At 72.6% G+C, this 16,656-nt stretch carries 18 protein-coding genes; 11 read left to right on the forward strand and 7 right to left on the reverse strand.

The window, feature by feature from the left end:
- Nucleotides 1-13 precede the first annotated feature (13 nt).
- From ACFV46_RS27775 to ACFV46_RS27785, 3 genes are all read left to right on the forward strand, one after another.
- The gene (locus ACFV46_RS27775) at nt 14-373 is read left to right on the forward strand and encodes a VOC family protein (protein WP_385500212.1); all 360 of its coding nucleotides are present in this window, start codon (nt 14-16) and stop codon (nt 371-373) included.
- Nucleotides 374-503: 130 nt separating this feature from the next.
- Entirely contained in the window at nt 504-1,361 is an 858-nt protein-coding gene (locus ACFV46_RS27780; RefSeq protein ID WP_361937005.1) for an NAD-dependent epimerase/dehydratase family protein, read from the forward strand.
- A gap of 30 nt (nt 1,362-1,391) precedes the next feature.
- Nucleotides 1,392-2,261 (forward strand): LysR family transcriptional regulator, encoded by an 870-nt coding sequence (locus ACFV46_RS27785; RefSeq protein WP_385500214.1) that lies wholly within the window; start codon nt 1,392-1,394, stop codon nt 2,259-2,261.
- A 19-nt stretch (nt 2,262-2,280) separates the two neighbouring features.
- Here ACFV46_RS27785 and ACFV46_RS27790 read toward each other — a convergent pair whose 3' ends face one another.
- On the reverse strand, nt 2,281-3,558 hold the full coding sequence (locus ACFV46_RS27790) for an MFS transporter (protein ID WP_376726151.1): 1,278 nt from the start codon (nt 3,556-3,558) through the stop codon (nt 2,281-2,283).
- Nucleotides 3,555-4,094 (reverse strand): winged helix-turn-helix domain-containing protein, encoded by a 540-nt coding sequence (locus ACFV46_RS27795; RefSeq protein WP_361937009.1) that lies wholly within the window; start codon nt 4,092-4,094, stop codon nt 3,555-3,557. Before ACFV46_RS27795 ends, ACFV46_RS27790 begins: the two co-directional genes overlap by 4 nt.
- A gap of 168 nt (nt 4,095-4,262) precedes the next feature.
- Here ACFV46_RS27795 and ACFV46_RS27800 point away from each other — a divergent pair, with 168 nt between their 5' ends.
- Nucleotides 4,263-4,478, forward strand: coding sequence for a hypothetical protein (locus tag ACFV46_RS27800; protein WP_361937011.1), 216 nt, complete (start codon nt 4,263-4,265; stop codon nt 4,476-4,478).
- 83 nt (nt 4,479-4,561) lie between these two features.
- On the opposite strand, the gene ACFV46_RS27805 is transcribed toward ACFV46_RS27800, so the two are convergent.
- Complete coding sequence (locus ACFV46_RS27805; RefSeq protein WP_385500216.1) at nt 4,562-5,950, reverse strand: lipase family protein; 1,389 nt, start codon at nt 5,948-5,950, stop codon at nt 4,562-4,564.
- Between the two features lie 252 nt (nt 5,951-6,202).
- Between ACFV46_RS27805 and ACFV46_RS27810 the strand changes: the two genes are divergently transcribed.
- The 3 genes from ACFV46_RS27810 to ACFV46_RS27820 all read left to right on the forward strand — a co-directional run bounded on the left by ACFV46_RS27810 (nt 6,203) and on the right by ACFV46_RS27820 (nt 9,118).
- Nucleotides 6,203-6,817, forward strand: a complete 615-nt coding sequence (locus ACFV46_RS27810) for a helix-turn-helix domain-containing protein (protein WP_361937015.1) — start codon at nt 6,203-6,205, stop codon at nt 6,815-6,817.
- A 177-nt stretch (nt 6,818-6,994) separates the two neighbouring features.
- On the forward strand, nt 6,995-8,335 hold the full coding sequence (locus tag ACFV46_RS27815) for a ferric reductase-like transmembrane domain-containing protein (RefSeq protein WP_385500217.1): 1,341 nt from the start codon (nt 6,995-6,997) through the stop codon (nt 8,333-8,335).
- A gap of 231 nt (nt 8,336-8,566) precedes the next feature.
- Entirely contained in the window at nt 8,567-9,118 is a 552-nt protein-coding gene (locus tag ACFV46_RS27820) for a DUF1062 domain-containing protein (protein ID WP_385500220.1), read from the forward strand.
- Between the two features lie 118 nt (nt 9,119-9,236).
- On the opposite strand, the gene ACFV46_RS27825 is transcribed toward ACFV46_RS27820, so the two are convergent.
- The 3 genes from ACFV46_RS27825 to ACFV46_RS27835 form a co-directional block, all read right to left on the reverse strand.
- Complete coding sequence (locus tag ACFV46_RS27825; protein WP_385500221.1) at nt 9,237-10,928, reverse strand: hypothetical protein; 1,692 nt, start codon at nt 10,926-10,928, stop codon at nt 9,237-9,239.
- 128 nt (nt 10,929-11,056) lie between these two features.
- Nucleotides 11,057-11,572, reverse strand: coding sequence for a hypothetical protein (locus ACFV46_RS27830; RefSeq protein WP_385500223.1), 516 nt, complete (start codon nt 11,570-11,572; stop codon nt 11,057-11,059).
- 163 nt (nt 11,573-11,735) lie between these two features.
- Nucleotides 11,736-12,554 (reverse strand): DUF2785 domain-containing protein, encoded by an 819-nt coding sequence (locus tag ACFV46_RS27835; protein WP_385500224.1) that lies wholly within the window; start codon nt 12,552-12,554, stop codon nt 11,736-11,738.
- Between the two features lie 108 nt (nt 12,555-12,662).
- Here ACFV46_RS27835 and ACFV46_RS27840 point away from each other — a divergent pair, with 108 nt between their 5' ends.
- From ACFV46_RS27840 to ACFV46_RS27855, 4 genes are all read left to right on the forward strand, one after another.
- The gene (locus tag ACFV46_RS27840) at nt 12,663-13,376 is read left to right on the forward strand and encodes a 2-phosphosulfolactate phosphatase (RefSeq protein ID WP_385500226.1); all 714 of its coding nucleotides are present in this window, start codon (nt 12,663-12,665) and stop codon (nt 13,374-13,376) included.
- Nucleotides 13,377-13,491: 115 nt separating this feature from the next.
- On the forward strand, nt 13,492-14,010 hold the full coding sequence (locus ACFV46_RS27845; RefSeq protein ID WP_385500227.1) for a winged helix-turn-helix transcriptional regulator: 519 nt from the start codon (nt 13,492-13,494) through the stop codon (nt 14,008-14,010).
- Nucleotides 14,011-14,019: 9 nt separating this feature from the next.
- Nucleotides 14,020-14,865 carry an MBL fold metallo-hydrolase gene (locus ACFV46_RS27850; RefSeq protein ID WP_385500229.1) on the forward strand — a complete coding sequence of 282 codons (846 nt, stop codon included), beginning with the start codon at nt 14,020-14,022 and terminating at the stop codon, nt 14,863-14,865.
- Nucleotides 14,866-14,960: 95 nt separating this feature from the next.
- A complete protein-coding gene (locus tag ACFV46_RS27855) occupies nt 14,961-15,779 on the forward strand; it encodes a hypothetical protein (RefSeq protein ID WP_385500231.1) in 819 nt (272 codons plus the stop codon).
- Nucleotides 15,780-15,952: 173 nt separating this feature from the next.
- On the opposite strand, the gene ACFV46_RS27860 is transcribed toward ACFV46_RS27855, so the two are convergent.
- A complete protein-coding gene (locus ACFV46_RS27860) occupies nt 15,953-16,546 on the reverse strand; it encodes a lamin tail domain-containing protein (protein WP_385500232.1) in 594 nt (197 codons plus the stop codon).
- Between the last annotated feature and the right edge of the window lie 110 nt (nt 16,547-16,656).

Consider the following 16,656-nt stretch of genomic DNA (forward strand, 5'->3'; position numbering starts at 1 on the left):
GCAGGATGACGGCATGGAACGAGTGCTCGGCATCGGCGGATACTTCCTGCGGGCCGGTGACCCGGCGGCCCTGAACGCCTGGTACCGCGACTGCCTCGGCCTGGACACCGACGACCACGGCGTATGGCGGCAGGAGACCGGTCCGACGGTGTTCGCCACCTTCGACTCCGGGACCGACTACTTCGGGTCCCGCTCCCAGGCCACCATGCTCAACTTCCGGGTCCGCGACCTCGACGCCATGCTGGACCAGCTGCGCGCCAAGGGAGCCGACGTGGCGGAGGAGACGCAGGACATGGCCGGCGTCGGCCGCTTCGGCTGGGTCACCGACCCGGAGGGCAACCGCGTCGAGCTCTGGCAGCCCGCCCCCGCCTGACCGCGCGCGTGAACCCTGATGCCCCGCGGGTATCACAGACGCCGAAAGAGGTCTTGGACGCGGCACCGCCCCCGGACGCAGGCTGGTCGACACAGCCACCCGGCACGGCGACGACATAGGAGCCACGACCATGAAGACCTTCCTCACCGGCGGATCCGGATACATCGGCAAGGCCACGATCAGCGCACTCGTCCGCCACGGACACACGGTGGAGGCGCTGGCGCGCACCGACCGGGCCGCCGACACCGTCCACGCCCTCGGGGCGACGCCCGTCCGCGGCGGACTGGGCGACCTCGACGTCATGAACCGCGCGGCGGCCCGCGCCGAGGCGGTGATCCACCTCGCCCAGGCCACCACCGGCGACGAGGACCTCGCGGCCGCCACCGCCCTCCAGGACGGCATCGGTGGCGGCCCCTACCTCCACACCGGCGGCACCTGGGTGTACGGCGACACGGACGGCGTCGCCGACGAGACCGCCCCCTGGAACCCGCCGTCCCTCGTCGCCTGGCGCCGGCCCGTCGAGGACGCCGTACTGGCCCGCGCCCAGCAGGGCGGCCGACCCGTCGTGATCCGCCCCGGACTGCTGTACGGCGGCGAGAACCGCCTGATCGACATGTTCTACGGCACCCCCGGCAAGGCGGCCGGAGCCGTCCCCTGCATCGGCGACGGCGGCAACCACTGGCCGCTCGTCCACGTCGACGACATCGCCGAGCTGTACGTCGCCGCGCTGCGCGCCGCGCCGGGCGCCGTCTACGTCGGAGTGGGCGGCGTCAACCCCACGGCGAAGGAGTGCTCCCTCGCCGTGGCGCACGCGGTCGGCCTCGACGGCAAGACCGTCACGCTCACCCTGGACGAGGCACGCGCACAGATGGGCCCCATCGCGGACGCCTTCGCCCTGGACCAGCAGTTCACCCCGGCACGCGCCCAGGCGGAGCTCGGCTGGGTCCCCGCCCACACCGACCCGCTGTCCGTCCTCGCCGGACGGTGACCTGAACGACCGGAAGGAAGGGCGAGCCCCGTGGACCTCGACCTGCGCAAGCTGCGGTACTTCGTGGCCGTGGCCGAGGAACTGCACTACGGGCGGGCCGCCGAACGGCTGCACATCGCGCAGCCGGTGCTGTCCCGGCAGATCCGGAGCCTGGAGGACGACCTGGGCACCGAGGTCTTCGACCGGAGCCGGCGCGGCACCCGCCTCACCCCGGCCGGCCGGCAACTCCTGGAGGACGCCGTCCCCCTGCTCGCCTCCGCCGAGGCCCTTCTGCGGCGCGTCTCCACGGCGGCACGCGACACCCCGACCCTCATCGTCGGCTTCATGCCCGGCATCACCGTCACCCCGGCGCTGACGGCCTTCGCCGAACGGCACCCCGGAGTCGACGTCCGCCTGCTGCGCACCAGTTGGGCCAGCCAGGTGGAGGTGCTGCGCGACGGCCGCGCGGACATCGGCGTGGTCCGGCTGCCCGTCGAGCGGCAGGGCCTCGAGGTACGGCCGCTCTTCCGGGAGCCCCGCGTCGTCATGCTGCCGCTGGGGCACTCGCTGGCCGGCCGCGCCTCGCTGTCCGCCGCCGACCTGGCCGCCGAGCATCTCCTCCAGGACCCGGACGCCGTACCGGAATGGCGTGACGTGGCGCTGGAGCTGCGCGACGGGCACCGGCCGGAGGTGCCGGTGATCCACCAGGTCGAGGAGAAACTGGAACTGGTCGCGTCGGGCGCCGGCGTCTGCGTACTGCCGCTGTCCACCGCCACCTTCTACACCCGGTCCGACGTGGTGCCCGTACCCGTACGGGACATCGGCCCGAGCGAGGTGGCGCTGGCCTGGCGGGCCACCCGCCGGTCCGCTCTCGTGCACGACTTCGCCGAGGCCGCGGCGAAGACCATGGGCGCGGGGTGACGCGCCCCTGGGCGAGGCGTCAGGACCGGCCCGACGCCGGCTCCCGCACGGCACCCTCGCGGCGTTCCGGCGCGGCGGCACGCAGTGCCGCCTCCACCCGGCGGTCGGTGGTCATGGACGCCGTGACCGCCGTCATCGACAGCAGGAGGGCACCGGCGGCGTAGAGCGGGGTCCGCACGTCGTACGCGGTGGCCAGCCAGCCGCCGAGGACGGCCCCGACGGGGGCGGCGCACATGGCCAGCATCCGGGAGGTGGACGCGACCCGCCCCATCAGCTGTGCCGGGACGATCGCCTGGCGGAGGGAGGGCCCGAGCACCATCGTGGCGCCCATGCCGGCCCCGCAGACGGCGAGCGCCGACCCGGCCGCGTACGGGTTCGGGGCGGCGGCCAGGCCCAGGATCGCGAGCCCTTCGACAGCGGCCGTGCAGGTCAGTGCCGTGCCGGTGCCGAGCCGCCGCCCGAGGAAGGAGGCGATGGCCGCCCCGAGCAGACCGCCGGTGGCCTCCGCCGTGAGGAGCAGACCGAAACCGGAGGAGCCGATGCCGAGACGCTCGTGCGCGAAGAGGGCCAGGACCGTCTCCACGGCGAGGAAGGCGATGTTCCCGACCGCCGGGCGCAGCGCGAGCCCGAGCAGCAGACGGTCCCGGAAGACGTACGAGGCACCGGCCCGCGCCTGCCGGAGCAGCGACTCGCGGGCGTCCGGGGCGGGCCGGGGCGTGGCGGGCAGCGATCGGACCAGCAGGGCGGAGACCAGGAACGACACCGCGTCGGCGAGCAGCGGGAACGCCCGTCCGAACGCGAGCAGGGCACTGCCCGCGGGCGGCCCCGCGAGCCCGGACATGGCGGTCTGTGCCCCGCGCAGCCGGGAGTTGGCGCGCTCCAGGAGCGCGGGGTCGCGGCGCAGGAGATCCGGCAGATAGGCGGTGGCGGCCGTGTCGAAGAAGAGCCCGCCGAGGCCGAGCAGGAACGCGACGGCCGCGAGCAGGGGGATGCTCAGCACGTCGAGCACGGCCGCCGCGGCGGCTGTTCCGAGCAGTACCGCGCGTGCCGCGTCGGTGACCCACATCGTGCGCCTTCGGTCCCAGCGGTCCACCAGGGCACCGCCGAGCACGCCGAAGAGCAGCCACGGCAGCGTCCCCGCGGCCGTGACGACGGCCAGCGTCATCGGGTCCCGTGTGAGCGTCAGCGCGAGCAGCGGCAGCGCGGCGTGCGTGATCCCGTCACCGAGCGAGGAGGTCGTCTGCGCGGCCCACAACCGCCCGAACCCGGCCGTCGACGTGCCTGATCGCTGACTCACTCGGCGTCCCCCTCCGGCTGCCGGACCGGCGCCGGCCGGAACAGCGCGAAGGCGAGCGTGACGTCCGGCAGCGCGGGATCGGACAGCGCCCGGTACTCGTCCGCCAGCGCCTGCAGCCGCGCTCCCAGCTCGGCGAACTGCTCGTCGGTGAGCCGTAGATGCGCCATCCGTACGTGCCGCTCGGCGTCCGGCGGCGACGCCTCCAGGTCCGCCACCGCGTGCCGCATCAGCACGTCCGGCGCGCCCTCGCCGGGATCGGGCAGCACGATCGCCCGGGCGGCCATGGCGTAGTACCGCTCGGTGACGCCCCGCACCTTCCGGGTCCGCACCACCTTCACCAGCCCGGCGCGCTCCAGCAGCCGCACGTGGTAGCTGGAGCTTCCCTTCGCGAGGCCGACCCGCTCGGCGATCTGCGTGATCGTCGCCGGTTCGAAGCGGAGCACGGCCATGATCCGGTGCCGCGTGAGGTTGGAGACGGCGCGCAACTGCTCGTCCGTGGTGACGTGGAACGTCTCGGGGGTGTCGTCGGTGGGCATGTGAGCAATGGTCAACGTTTCTTGACCATTGGGCAAGGCGGTTTTCGCGCCGACCGATCTCGGCCACGGGGTGGGCAGGCCCATGGGTGCGGTGCCGCCGAGCGGCCGACCGGCGGGTTGTCCGTCATGCTGGGGACGTCGGCACCTCCCAGGCGACAAGGAGCGGACATGGCCACGGACACGGTCGGACGATTCCTCGCGGCCCTGGACCCGGAGCACCGCCGAGCGGTCGGCGACAGGTCGCGTCAGGAGCAGGAGCGCCTCGCGGCGGCATGGGAGTGGGAGCTGGAGTTCGACGACGAGCTCGACACCCTGGACGAACTCTCCCCGCCCGCGGCGGAGGCGGAGGCCGCGCATCGCGTGCTGCAGCGCGAGGGCCGGTAGGCGCTCGGAGACCTCGTAGGGACGGCGCCGAGCCGCACGCGAAGTGGGGTGGCGTGCGGCTCGGCTGTTCGGGGTGCCGTCGGTCAGGGCTGGAGCGGCAGGGAACGGCAGTTGGAGGTGGCCGGGGTGCCGGAGAGGCGGTCCGTCAGCCAGTCGATGGCGTCGCCCTGGTCGAGGAGCAGCGGTGCCACGTGGTTGGTGAGCAGTCCGTCGCCGAGGTTGGGCAGCCGGATGGGCTTGTAGGTGACGTCGGCGCCCTTCGCGCACCAGTCGACGGCGAGCTGCCGGGCCTGGCCGTGCGGCACGATGTCGTCCTTCACGCCGGTGGCCAGCCGCACCGGGGCGGTCGGCGTGCGGCGGCCGATGCGCTGGTCGTCGAGGACCCGCTGCAGCAGCGGCTCGGCCTTCACGACGTCGTTGAGGGACGTGCCGTCGGTCGTCCACGAGGTGCTCTTGCGGAAGGCGTAGCCGAGGATGGCGTCCCCGACGCACGCCGTGGACAGGTCGGCCAGGGCCCTGCGGCCCACGCTGTTGAGGTGCGCGTCGGCGATGGCCCGCAGTTCGGGCGTGTTCTGCAGGAAGCCGTTGACCGACCAGCCGAGGGCGCCGGCCAGCGCGCTGCCGTCGATGCCCTTGGTCACGGCGACGAGGTCGGCGGGCGGTGCGCCCGAGTAGGCGCCGGCCAGGACGACGTCGGGGGCGTACGTGGGCTGGAGTTCGGCGGCCGAGGCGCTGGCGCCGCCTCCCTGGCTGTAGCCGTACAGGCCGACGGGGGAGTCCGCGGAGACGGACGACCCGGGCAGGGCGCGGGCCGCGCGCACGGCGTCGAGCAGGGCGTGGCCGCCCTCGACGCGGTTGACGTAGGTGTGTACCCGGTCGGTGGCGCCGAGGCCGACGTAGTCGGTGACGACGACGGCGACGCCGGTGGCGAGCAGCCGGTACACGGCGATGTCCTCGTACCCCACGGACATGGTCCGCCCGTTGAAGGAGATCGGCTTCTCCAGGCCGAGGGAGGCGGCGCACTGGTCGCCCTGCCCCATCGTCCCGGGTGCCACGGCGACGACGGGACGCGGGCCGCCGCCCTTCCAGCGGGCCGAGGGCTCGATGTAGGCGCCGGTGACCGCGACGGGCTGTCCGTTGGCGTCGGTCGACTTGTACATCAGGCGGGTCGCTGTGCCGGGCAGCGGACGGCCGTCGAGCCCGGGGAGGCTGAGCGCCAGGCGCAGCGGCTCGGTGCGCACGAGCGCCCCGTCGGTGGCGGGCAGCGTGGTGGGCGGCTGGTAGAAGGCCGGGATGGTGACGCCGCGTGAGACGACGGGGCCCGGTTCCCTGGCCGCCGCGGGTATGGCCTGGGCGGTCAGGCACGCGGCGACGGCCAGCGCGCACAGGAGGCCGCGGGCTCCGGGCGCAGGGCGTGTGGGGGCGGATCTGGCCGGGGGTTCGTGGGCAGGGGTCGGCGGGGTGTACGTCATGCGGCTCACTCCTTGCTTCGTCGAAAGGCGCGTGGCCTCGGCCCGGGAGGCCGTGGGGAGAAACGACGAGAGAACCGGCTCGCGCGGCAAGGGACTTACTCGCGAGTCAGCTACTGGAGAGTAGGAGCGGGTGTCACTCAGTGACAAGACGTCTGCATGTGCCAGTTGGGGAGCGCCACTATGCTGCGGTGATCGGTGACGCAGTGAGATGGGGCGGCGACAGTGGGCGAGGCATCCGGAACCGTGACCGCGATGAGCGAAGCGGTGGTCGCGCCGCCGCTGGCCGAACGCCGCAGAGCCGCCCTCCGGTTGGAGATCGCCCGGGCCGCCGTGGGCCTGTTCGCCACCCAGGGGGTCACCGGGACGACCGGCGAGCAGATAGCCCAGTGCGTCGGCGTCTCGGCCCGCACCCTGTGGCGTCACTTCCCGACCAAGGAGAGCTGTGTACGTCCGCTGCTGACCGCCGGGCTCGACGCCGCCACGGACCAGCTACGCCACTGGCCGCCCCGGATACGGCTGCTGGACTACCTCACCGACTCCTGCCGTCGGGGGACCCTTCCCACCGTCGACCCGGCCGTCCTGGACCTGATCCGGATGACCGTAGACGAACCGGCGCTCCGGGCCGTCTGGTTGCAGGCCCACGACGACGCCCTGCCCGTCATCGCCGGACTCCTCGCCGCCCGGGCCGGCACCGGCGCCGACCGGCTCCAGGTGAAGGTGCACGCCAGCATGGTCAACGGGGCGCTGCGGATCGCCGCCGAGGACTACGCCGCGCAGTGCGCGAACGGCGGCGAGGCATCGGCCGACGCGCTCGCCGCCTGCCTGCACGCCGCCCTCCGCGCGGTCACCGAAGGACTGCCCTACTGAACCCGGCGCCCCGGACGGGAAAAAGGCCGCCACATCGCAGGGTTCCGGCCTGAACGGAAGCGGCCTCCCCGCCGTATTCTTACCCGATCGGGGGCGGGGCCCGGCCGGACCTCCCGGTCTTCATCGGTGTGGGCACACGGTCGCACGGACTGCGGCCACGGGGGAACGAGGACGACGATGACGGCGGCGACCAACGAGATCAGGACCCGCACTCTCCCACCGGTGACCGTGGCCCGCCGGGCGATGTGGGCGTTCGTCCTCGTCAACGTGGTGATCGTCGAGTCGCTGTTCATCGCGTCCGGCTCCGGCAAGAACGACGTGCTCACCGTCGCCAAGTTCTTCGGACTGCACGCGGCCCTGCTGATCTTCCTCCAACTGCTGCTGGTGGCCCGTCTGCCCTGGCTGGACCGCCGGATCGGCATGGACCGCCTCACGGTGTGGCACCGCTGGGTCGGCTTCACCCTGCTGTGGACCGTCCTCACCCACGCCACCCTCGTCGTCCTCGGCTACGCCACGCTCGACGACACGACCATGGCCAAGACGTTCGTCGCGCTCAGCGGTGTCCCGGCCTCCCTGCTCGGCATGCTCGCCGCCGCCGTTCTCGTCGTCATCGCCGCCGTCTCCACCCGGCCCCTGCGCCGGCGCCTGCCGTACGAGGTCTGGCACGGGCTGCACCTCACCCTCTACGTCGCCCTCGGCCTCGCCTTCGTCCATCAACTGCAGGAGACGACGACCTTCACCGCCTCGTCGTTCGCCACCGCCTACTGGTGGATCCTGTGGCTGTTCGCCTTCGGCGCGCTGCTGACCGGGCGCCTCGTCCTGCCGCTGTGGCGCAACGCCTACCACCGGTTCACCGTGTCGGCCGTCGTCCCCGAGTCGGACCACGTGGTCTCCGTGTACGTCACCGGCCGCCACCTCGACAGACTCCCCGCCCGCGCCGGGCAGTTCTGCATCTGGCGGTTCCCCGGACACCACCACTGGTGGCTCGCCAACCCCTTCTCCCTGTCCGCCGCCCCCGACGGACGCGGACTGCGCCTCACCGCCAAGGCGGTCGGCAGCACCAGCGCCGGACTGCGGAACGTCCCCGTCGGCAGCCGCGCCTTCGTCGAGGGCCCCTACGGCGCCTTCACCGCCCTGCACCGCACCCGGCCCGGCGCCCTGCTCATCGCCGGCGGCGTCGGCATCACCCCGGTCCGGGCCATGCTGGAGGAACAGACCACCGGCGACGTCGTCGTCCTGTACCGCGTCCGCAGCGAGGCCGACGCCGTCCTCCTGGACGAGGTGCGCCGCCTGGTGGAGCGGCGCGGCGGCCGGCTGCACCTGCTCACCGGCCGGACCGGCGAGGCCGGGGCACCGCCGTTCGGCGCGCAGAGCCTGCACCAGCTGGTCCCCGACGTCACCGAACGCGACGTGTACGTCTGCGGCCCGCCGGCCATGACGACCGCCGTCCTGGCCGGTCTGCGGGACCTGCGGGTCCCCGCCCACCAGGTGCACGCCGAGAAGTTCGGTATGGCCTGACCGGCGATCGTCCCGGGCGACCGGTCGCGTACTGCGCCCCGGTCGCCGAGCCGAAAAATGAGTGGAACCCGCCCGGCGGCGATCACTACCGTGCTGCCCGGCCCAACTCCCGTACGAAGGACGTGCCGTTGTACACCCTGTGAGACCCCCCGACTGCTGACGTGTCGCGCGTCGCGCCTGTGCGCCGCGCCCCTTTCTGCTGCGGACTCTCACTGAAACCGGTGTACTTCTGTGCTCCAGACCTGGGTGGTCGCACCCACCTGTCTTCCATATGTCCTCCGCCGTTGCGCCACCTGCGCGTCCCCGCGCTCGCGGGCGAGCGGAAAATTCCGCGTCAACGCCCACCACAAGCTCCTCGACGCCTGGCTCCTCGTGCTCTGCGCCTCCTGTGGGCGCACGGCGAAACTCACCGTCCTGGAGCGGGCGCACGTGCGTTCCATACCCGCGGCCCTGCTGGACCGCCTGCACGCCAACGCCCCGAGCCTGGTGGCCGAGGTGCTCCAGGACCCGGTGGTACGGCGCCGCAACCGCGTCGCCCTCGACTGGGCGGGCGCCTGGCGCCTCGACACCGGCGCCGACCCGGCACCGCCGCAGGCCGACGTCATCGACGTCACGGTGCGCTTCACGGCCCGCATCCCCGTCCGGCCGGTCCGCCTGATCGCCGAAGGCCGAGGCCTCCCGAGGGCCGAGGTCGAACGGCTCATCGAGGAGGGGAGCCTGGTCTCCGCGGTCCGCCTGACAGGGCGGATCGCGGAGGACTTCACGTTCACGCTGAAGCGCTGAGCCCCGGGGCGGGCCTGCCGGCGCCCCCGGAGGGGGCCCGGGCGGGCCGGGGAATCGGGGGTCCTTCCGGCCGTTCCGGGCCGGGCGGACCCGCCCGGCCCGTGGCCCCCCGCCGGGCTCAGGACAGCGGAGGGAGCTCTCCGCCGGAGGCCCCGCCGTCCGACGACAGCGTCTCCTTGATGGCACGCAACAGGGACCGCCGCTCGACGACCTGCGCGCCCCGGGCCTCCGCCAGCGGTTCCGGCCGATGCCCGAACCCCTCGGGGAGCGCGGGCAGCCCGAGCGCCGTCATGACCTCGTCCAGGTGCCGCCGGGCATCTCCCGTGCCCCGCAACGCGGCGGCGAGGGGCCGATGGTCGTCCTTGCCGTAGGCCGCCGCCAGAGCGGTCGCCCGCTCCGCCGCCTCCTGCTGGGTCGGCATCTCCGCCGGGTCGGCCCACCACACATGGGCCGTCACGAGACGGCCGTCGCGCAGGAGCCGCAAGGTGTAGTCGGCGCCCTCCTTGGCGACGACCAGGACCGGCCACTTCTCCCCGCGGCTGAACGTCGTGGCCGAGCGGGCCAGTTCACCCTCGCCGAGCAGCGTCGACCGGAGGCCCTTGCGCCGGCCGGGCGGCTCCGTCGAAGGCGCCGTCTCGACGAAGGTGCCGCCGCCCGGCGCCGGAGCCAGACGCATGGCCGTACCGGTGATCAGAACGGCCTCGCGGACGTCCGGCAGGGAAGCACGCACATGTGCCACGGCCAGGGCCGCGGGCAGGGCTGCCGGAGACTGCGCCGACGGCGCCGCCGGGGCGGGGCCGGGAACCGCGACGCTGCCGCGGAAGTACGGCGTCCGGCGCGCGACATGAGCCCGAACCCCCTGCCGCATCTGCAGGAACACCTCACGGGGGTCCCCGAGATACGCCCAGGGGAACGTGCGCGCGTCCGTGCCGATCAGCCGGAAGACGTCCAGGGCGTCGGCCTCGCGACCGGAGCGGATCAGAGCGAGCGCCAGGTGGTTGCGGAAGCCCGCCGCCCGCCGGTCGCCGGGCCCGAACCCGCCGGACAGCTCCAGGCCGGCGTCGACGATCGCCTCGATCCGTGACCAGGGCACCGGCCCCTGCTCCACACCCGCGTCGTGATCGAGCGCGTACTCGGTCACCGCGTGCAGCGGAAGCCCTCGCAGCGGTGACCCCTCCGGAGCCGCGGCCGCCGCCGACTCGGCGAACGCGAACATCTCCGCGTGCGAGCCGTACCACTTCTGCGCCAGGTACTGCACCGCGCGCGCATGCAGGCCCACGTGATGCGGATCGGCCGCGCGCCCGCTGTCGAGGTACGCCTCGAACACCTCCCGTGGGGCGCCCAGCCCCATGGCGTGGGCGATGAACACCCGCCATGGCACCGGATCCCCGGGGTTGAGGTCGGCCGCCGCGCGCAGCACGGGCTCGGCGTCACGCAGCACCGCGTGGAAAGCCTGGAACTGCTCCCGCGACACATGGCGCGCCCGTGCGGCCGTGCGGATCTCCCAGGCGCGGTCGATCGCCAACTCCGCGGCGACGAGGGCGGCGTCGGGGTCGCCGGGCCGAGCCGCACGCCATTCGTCGAACCACCCCGTGTGATGCAGGGCCAACTCGGCGAGGCCCGCGCTGCGGCGGCCGCGCTCCTCCCAGTCCCGGTCGGCGCGCGTGCGTGCCAACAGGTCGGCCGCGGGCTCCCAGGCCCCCGACCGTGCCGCGTCCAGGGCGGCCCGCAGGGCGGCGTCCGGGGCGTCCACCTCCACCGCAGCGTCCGGCGGCAGTCCCTCGCCGGTGGCGGCGAAGTGCCGCACCATCCTCGGCAGCGTGAAAACGCCCGGCAACCCGCCCACAACCAGCCCCTCCCCGACGGCCGTACGGCCGCGCTCCGTCGATCACGACGGGCGAACCCTACCGAGCGGCTGGTCGGGGAGGGCCGGCGGGCTCAGCAGCCGCCGCAGTTGTAGAAGGTGACGTCCCAGTGGTTGCCCTCGTCGGCGTACACGTTGCCGGCTCCGGAACGCCACTGCGGGGCTCCGTCACCGCGCACACCGATGTAGGCGAAGGTGTTCTTCACGTAGTTGGTCACGCACGTGTTCTTGCCGAAGTCCAGTTTGTAGCCGTTCCAGTGCGAGTACGTCCCGGAGGCGTGACCGGTCTCGGTGCCACCGGTGATGTTCAGCGCGCAGCCACTGGCGCCCTTGAGGGTCTGGGCGCCCTGTGCGGTGGCGAGGTTGAGCTGCTCGAACGACGTACACGTGGCGACGTTGCGGTCCGAGCAGCCGCCGGACGAGGACCAGGTGATGCCGGCCTGCCGGAACATCGAGGTGGCCGTGGCATGGCTGATCTTGGTCACGGCCGACGCCTCACCGGCGGTGCCGAGGACGGCGACGCCGGGGGCGACGACCAGAGCGAGTGCGGTGAGTGCCGACCGGAGCTTCGGCGAGGGAGCGACCTTCATGTGTCAGAGCCTTCCTGCTGGGGCCGTGATTCCTGTGGGGCGGGGCGGCGGTGCAGGTGGTGCGGTGACGATGGTGCCCTTGTCTACGCGCGTTGGCCAGAGGACAAAAGGGGCCGGTGAGGAGAGCGGGTGCCGATTCGCCTGTACGAGCCCATGCTTCGGATCAGGCGAGCCAGTGATAGGGCAGGCGCAGGAGTTCGGCGACCCGACCGGCCACCGCCGGGGCGTGCGGAGGCACGTCCTCGTCGGCGATGCCACGCGTCAGATGCAGATGGAGGGACTGAAGGGTGGCGAAGGTGTTGAAGGCCCACACCGGCACGGGGCCGGGCCCGCCGCCCTCCAGCGCCTCGGCCACCACGTCCAGCCAGCCGGTGGCCTCCGCCGACGACAGGCCAGGTGCCTGGAGCACCCGCACCAGCGCCCGGGCCAGCCGGGCATCCTCCAACTGCGCGTACCGGTAACCGGTCTGAGGCTCCGTCACCCTTCGCGCGCACAGGTCGAGCAGGTCCGTACGGCGGTGGGGGAGGACCTTCGCGAACGCCGCGGCGACATCGGCGCCATGGGCGACGGCGTGCAGCCAGCCCAGGGAGTCGTCCCAGCCGCGGGTGTCCCGCTCGTTCGGGTACCAGGCGGAGAAGGCGGCGTACCAGCGCTCGGCGGCCTGCCGCGGGACGAGACCGGAGACCCCGGCCGCACGCGTCAGCACCAGACAGATGATCAACGGCGCGAAAGTACGGGCCTGTGTCTCGGGACGGGTGAACCGGCCGGCGGCTGAGTCCCCGAGTTCCTCCAGGGCGGCGTCGAGACGCCCCTCCCTGATCCAGCGGGCGGCCGCGGTGTAGGCCCCGTCGTCACGGACCCGGGGATCGGGCGACACCAGCGCCGCCGCCAACTCGTCGACCAGCCGGGAGGCGGCTGTCTGCTCGGGGAAGGGGTACCCGTCGGCCGCGAGGGACGGCCAGTCGATGGGGGCAGCAGTCATGGGCGTCAGGTTTCCACACGCCCGGGTGGCCGCGCGGACCCGGGCCCGCCGCCGCCGGGCACGGCAAATGGCAGGCGGCAGGCCCTGATCATCCCTGAGCATGGCCGCATGGACACCCGATACCTCGGCATCGCCGAACTGGCCGAAGTCCCTTCCGTCGCGGTCGTGATCGACGTGATGCGCGCCTTCACGGTGGCCGCGTGGGCGTTCGCACGGGGAGCGGAGCGGATCGTGCTCGCCGAGTCGCTGGACGAGGCCCTGGCCCTCAAGACACGCCACCCGGACTGGGTGGCGATCAAGGACGGCCCACGGGCACCCGGCTTCGACACGGTCAACTCACCCGGCATGCTGCGGTCGATGGACCTGCGCGGGCGAACGGTCGTACAGAAGACCACGGCCGGGACGGTCGGCGCCCTCGCGGTCAAGGACGCGTCGCTGGTGCTCTGCGCCGCCTTCGCGGTGGCGGAGGCCACGGCTCGGCTTCTGCGGTCGCGTGCCTGCGACACGGTCACGTTCGTGGTCACGGGGGAGGACGGGCGGGCCGAGGAGGATCTCGCGTGCGCGCAGTACATAGCGCTGCGGGCGGCCGAGGGCACCCCGGCGGCAGCGGCCGACCAGGCCGCGCCCTTCCTGCGCCGGGCCGCCGCGTCACGTGCCGCCGAGGAACTGGCGACGGGGGTGCGCGAAGGCGTCCACCCGGACGACGTCCCCCTCTGCCTCGAACTGGACCGCTTCCCGTTCGCCATGGTGGCGAGCTGGGACGCGGGGGTCATGACCCTGCGTGCGGGTGAGGTGCCTGGCGCGGGGGCCGAGGACGTCTGATCGGATCTGCTCGGAAGCGGCTGTCCGGCTCTCCCGTCAGGGACTGTGACCCTGGATACAAAAATTGATGCCAGATGCTGTGTTCATTTTTCAGAGTCTGCGTACCATGGAAGTCATGGACGCCATGTCACTCCCCGCGAACCGGCACTGCTCGATCGCCCGCACGCTCGCCGTCCTGGGCCAGAAGTGGAACCTTCTGCTGCTGCGCGAGGCGTTCCTCGGGCGTACTCGATTCGCGGAGTTCCAGCGCATCGGTATCCCGAACGCGACCCTCGGCCAGCGGCTCGGCGATCTCGTGGACGCCGGTCTTCTGGAGCGCGTGACCTATCAGGAAGAGGGAGAGCGCAGCCGCGAGGAGTACGTCCTCACGGAGGCCGGCCGCGACGTGCTGCCGGTGCTCGCCGCCCTCAGTGCCTGGGGGGACCGGCACCGTCCTCAGGAGACGGGCCAGGGCGTCGTCTACGCGGCCGACGGGGAGCGGCCCGTACACCTCGAATTCCGTGACGAGCGAGGCGAGCCGGTCGACCAGGACGCCGTCACGATCATCCGGGGCCCGGCGTATCACGCCGCCCTCGCCGCCGCCGCTGCCGACCGGTCGTCCGGCCGGGCCGCCGGCGCCGGCCCTGTCAGTTAGGAACCCGCCATGCCCACCAGCAGCCCTCTCGCCTACGACGTCTTCGTCGCCGACCCGATCCCGCAGAACGTCACGGACCTGGTCCCCAACGGGGACCGGAGGATGTTCTCGCCCCTGTCCGTCACGCTCGTCCACGGGGAGCACGACGCCGTCCTCGTGGACCCGCCGCTGACCTCGGAGCAGGCAGAGGCGGTCGGGGACTGGGTCGAGGCCACCGGCAAGAACCTGACCCATGTCTTCGCCACCCATGGTCACGGCGACCACTGGTTCACCGCGGGGGTTCTGGCGGAACGTTTCGGCGCCCAGGTCGTCGCCTCCGAGGGCACGATCAAGGAGATGCACCGCAACGTCTCCATCCGCCCGCAGTTCTGGGACAGGCTTTTCCCGGGGCAGATCCCGGACGCGCCCGTCACCGCCGTCACCGTGCCGGGCAACCGGTTCTCCCTCGAAGGCCATGACCTGGTCATCGTGGAGGTCGGGCACAGCGACACCGACGAGACCAGCGTCCTGCACGTCCCCGACCTCGACCTCGTCGTGGCGGGAGACGTCGTCTACAACGGTGTGCACCAGTACCTCGTCGAGTCCCGGAACGGCGGCCGTGACGCGTGGCGCAAGGCGATCGACATCGTCGAGGAGCTGCGGCCCCGCCGGATCGTCACCGGGCACAAGAACAAGGCCCTGGACGACGACGCCACCCGCGCCATCGTTGAGACCCGGCTCTACCTCGACACCGCCGACGAACTCCTCAGGCAGCACGACGACGCGCTCGGCTTCTTCAACGCCATGCTGGAACGCTTCCCCGACCGCCTGAACCCCGGCGCGCTGTGGGGCGGAGCCGTCGCGCTGTACTCGTAGCCGTCGCGCCCCAGGCGTAACCGTCGGACCACCCCGCCGCGCCGCCAGGCCAATTGGCTGTGTAGCCTCACCTCCCACATCACAGGGGAGGGATCATGCGAGGCAGAACGGCCGGCGCGGCCGGTACGGCCGCACCGGGTCGACGGGCCGGAGCGATCGGCGCCGTGGCGGGTGCGGCGGCGCTGACGCTGCTGTGCGCGACGGGTGCGCACGCCGAGGGCCGCGGGGACGTACGGGTCACCAAGACCGTCGTGAACAGCGGCAACAACGTCATCGTCGGCACATCGGCGCGGGTCACGTACCCGATCGCCATCACGATCAAGGACAACTCCGGCGCCAAGGGCCTGTCGGACATCAGCGTCTTCAGCAAGTCCAAGGGCTGGGGTTTCAGCGACTGGACGGGCACCCGGTGTGAGAAGAAGAGCTCCACCACGTCGGTGTGCACGGCCACGATGACGGTCGCCCCGGGGTGGCTCCCGGACAGCATTCCTGGCGACATCAACACCATCGCCGGGGTGTGGCAGGTCAACGCCACCGTCAAGGCCAACGACGGTGACTACTGGATCTCCGACCACATCGCCGAGTTCAAGATGAAGCGGGCGTCGAAGCTCACGACCGACGCCACGCCCGAGCCGGTGGCCAAGGGTGCCTCCCTCACGATCACGGGCAAGCTGTCCCGTGCGAACTGGGAGGACCTGAAGTACCACGGCTACACCGGCCAGACGGTGAAGCTCCAGTACAGGAAGGCGGGTACCGCCCACTACAGCACCGTGAAGACGGTGAAGACGGACAGCTCCGGCAACCTCCGCACCAAGGTCACCGCCACCTCGGCGGGCAGCTGGAGGTACTTCTTCCCCGGCACGACCACCACGGCGCGGGTCGTCTCGACGGGCGACGCCGTCAAGCTGAAGTAGCCCCATGCTCGTCGGCGCCTCCCGCGGCCAGCGGGAGGCGCCGACCGCGTCCCGAACGGCCCCGGGCGATCGGAACACGGCCGAGTGCACCCGGCCGTGGGAGGCCGGGTGCACTCGGATGGGTCAGGTCGCAGCGTGGACGGGGGACTTCAGCTCACGGACCGCGCCGATGGTCAGCGCTGGTGGTGGTACCGGCCGTGGTGCTGGTTGTCACCGTGACGGTGGTTGTCTCCGTGACGGTGGTTGTCTCCGTGACGGTGCTTGTCCCCGTGACGGTGCTTGTCCCCGTGGCGCTCGTACCCCCACGACTCGCTGTCGACGCGGCGCCCGTGGTCGTTGCGGAGGGTGGCCGTGTCGGAACGGTTGTCCCAGACGTAGTGACGGAGGTCCTGGAAGAGGTCGGTGCGGGTGTCCCGGCCGATGCCCGTGTGGATCCGGACGGTGGCGCGGCCGGCGAGACGGAAGTGGTCGAAGGTGTAGGTCTCGCCGTCCCGGTTCCGCAGGGTCCAGCCGTCGAGGTTGACGGAGCGGCGGGTGGTGTTGGTGAGCTCCACCCACTCGCGGTTCAGGGAGCGGTTGGAGTAGTTGTCACGGCCGGGGGAGTCGTACTGGACCGCACTGATCTCCACCTGTCCCCGCTGGTGGCGGGAGTGGTCGGCGGCGGAGGCCGGCAGCGTGATCGCCGAGACGAGCGCGCCGGTGGCGAGCGAGGCCGCGGCGACGCGGCGCACGGTGATGTAGGCGGGGGTGCGGGTGGAGCTGGACAAAGGTTCTCCCTGGTGGTGCGGACACCTTCCCTCGGGACGCCTGGATGGCTGCCCGGGGCCGGTGCGGTGTGCGATGGCGACCGGTTGGCCGCGAACGCCATTTGTCCACG

Origin of the sequence: Streptomyces sp. NPDC059852, assembly GCF_042731455.1 — a bacterium.
GTDB lineage: Bacteria > Actinomycetota > Actinomycetes > Streptomycetales > Streptomycetaceae > Streptomyces.

Coding starts and splice junctions, on each gene's coding strand:
- ACFV46_RS27815 (WP_385500217.1), top strand. CDS start 6,995: ATGACGGCGGCGACCAACGAGATCAGGACCCGCACTCTCCCACCGGTG.
- ACFV46_RS27825 (WP_385500221.1), bottom strand. CDS start 10,928: ATGGTGCGGCACTTCGCCGCCACCGGCGAGGGACTGCCGCCGGACGCT.
- ACFV46_RS27810 (WP_361937015.1), top strand. CDS start 6,203: ATGAGCGAAGCGGTGGTCGCGCCGCCGCTGGCCGAACGCCGCAGAGCC.
- ACFV46_RS27775 (WP_385500212.1), top strand. CDS start 14: ATGGAACGAGTGCTCGGCATCGGCGGATACTTCCTGCGGGCCGGTGAC.
- ACFV46_RS27830 (WP_385500223.1), bottom strand. CDS start 11,572: ATGAAGGTCGCTCCCTCGCCGAAGCTCCGGTCGGCACTCACCGCACTC.
- ACFV46_RS27840 (WP_385500226.1), top strand. CDS start 12,663: ATGGACACCCGATACCTCGGCATCGCCGAACTGGCCGAAGTCCCTTCC.
- ACFV46_RS27805 (WP_385500216.1), bottom strand. CDS start 5,950: ATGACGTACACCCCGCCGACCCCTGCCCACGAACCCCCGGCCAGATCC.
- ACFV46_RS27800 (WP_361937011.1), top strand. CDS start 4,263: ATGGCCACGGACACGGTCGGACGATTCCTCGCGGCCCTGGACCCGGAG.
- ACFV46_RS27835 (WP_385500224.1), bottom strand. CDS start 12,554: ATGACTGCTGCCCCCATCGACTGGCCGTCCCTCGCGGCCGACGGGTAC.
- ACFV46_RS27780 (WP_361937005.1), top strand. CDS start 504: ATGAAGACCTTCCTCACCGGCGGATCCGGATACATCGGCAAGGCCACG.
- ACFV46_RS27850 (WP_385500229.1), top strand. CDS start 14,020: ATGCCCACCAGCAGCCCTCTCGCCTACGACGTCTTCGTCGCCGACCCG.
- ACFV46_RS27845 (WP_385500227.1), top strand. CDS start 13,492: ATGGACGCCATGTCACTCCCCGCGAACCGGCACTGCTCGATCGCCCGC.
- ACFV46_RS27795 (WP_361937009.1), bottom strand. CDS start 4,094: ATGCCCACCGACGACACCCCCGAGACGTTCCACGTCACCACGGACGAG.
- ACFV46_RS27855 (WP_385500231.1), top strand. CDS start 14,961: ATGCGAGGCAGAACGGCCGGCGCGGCCGGTACGGCCGCACCGGGTCGA.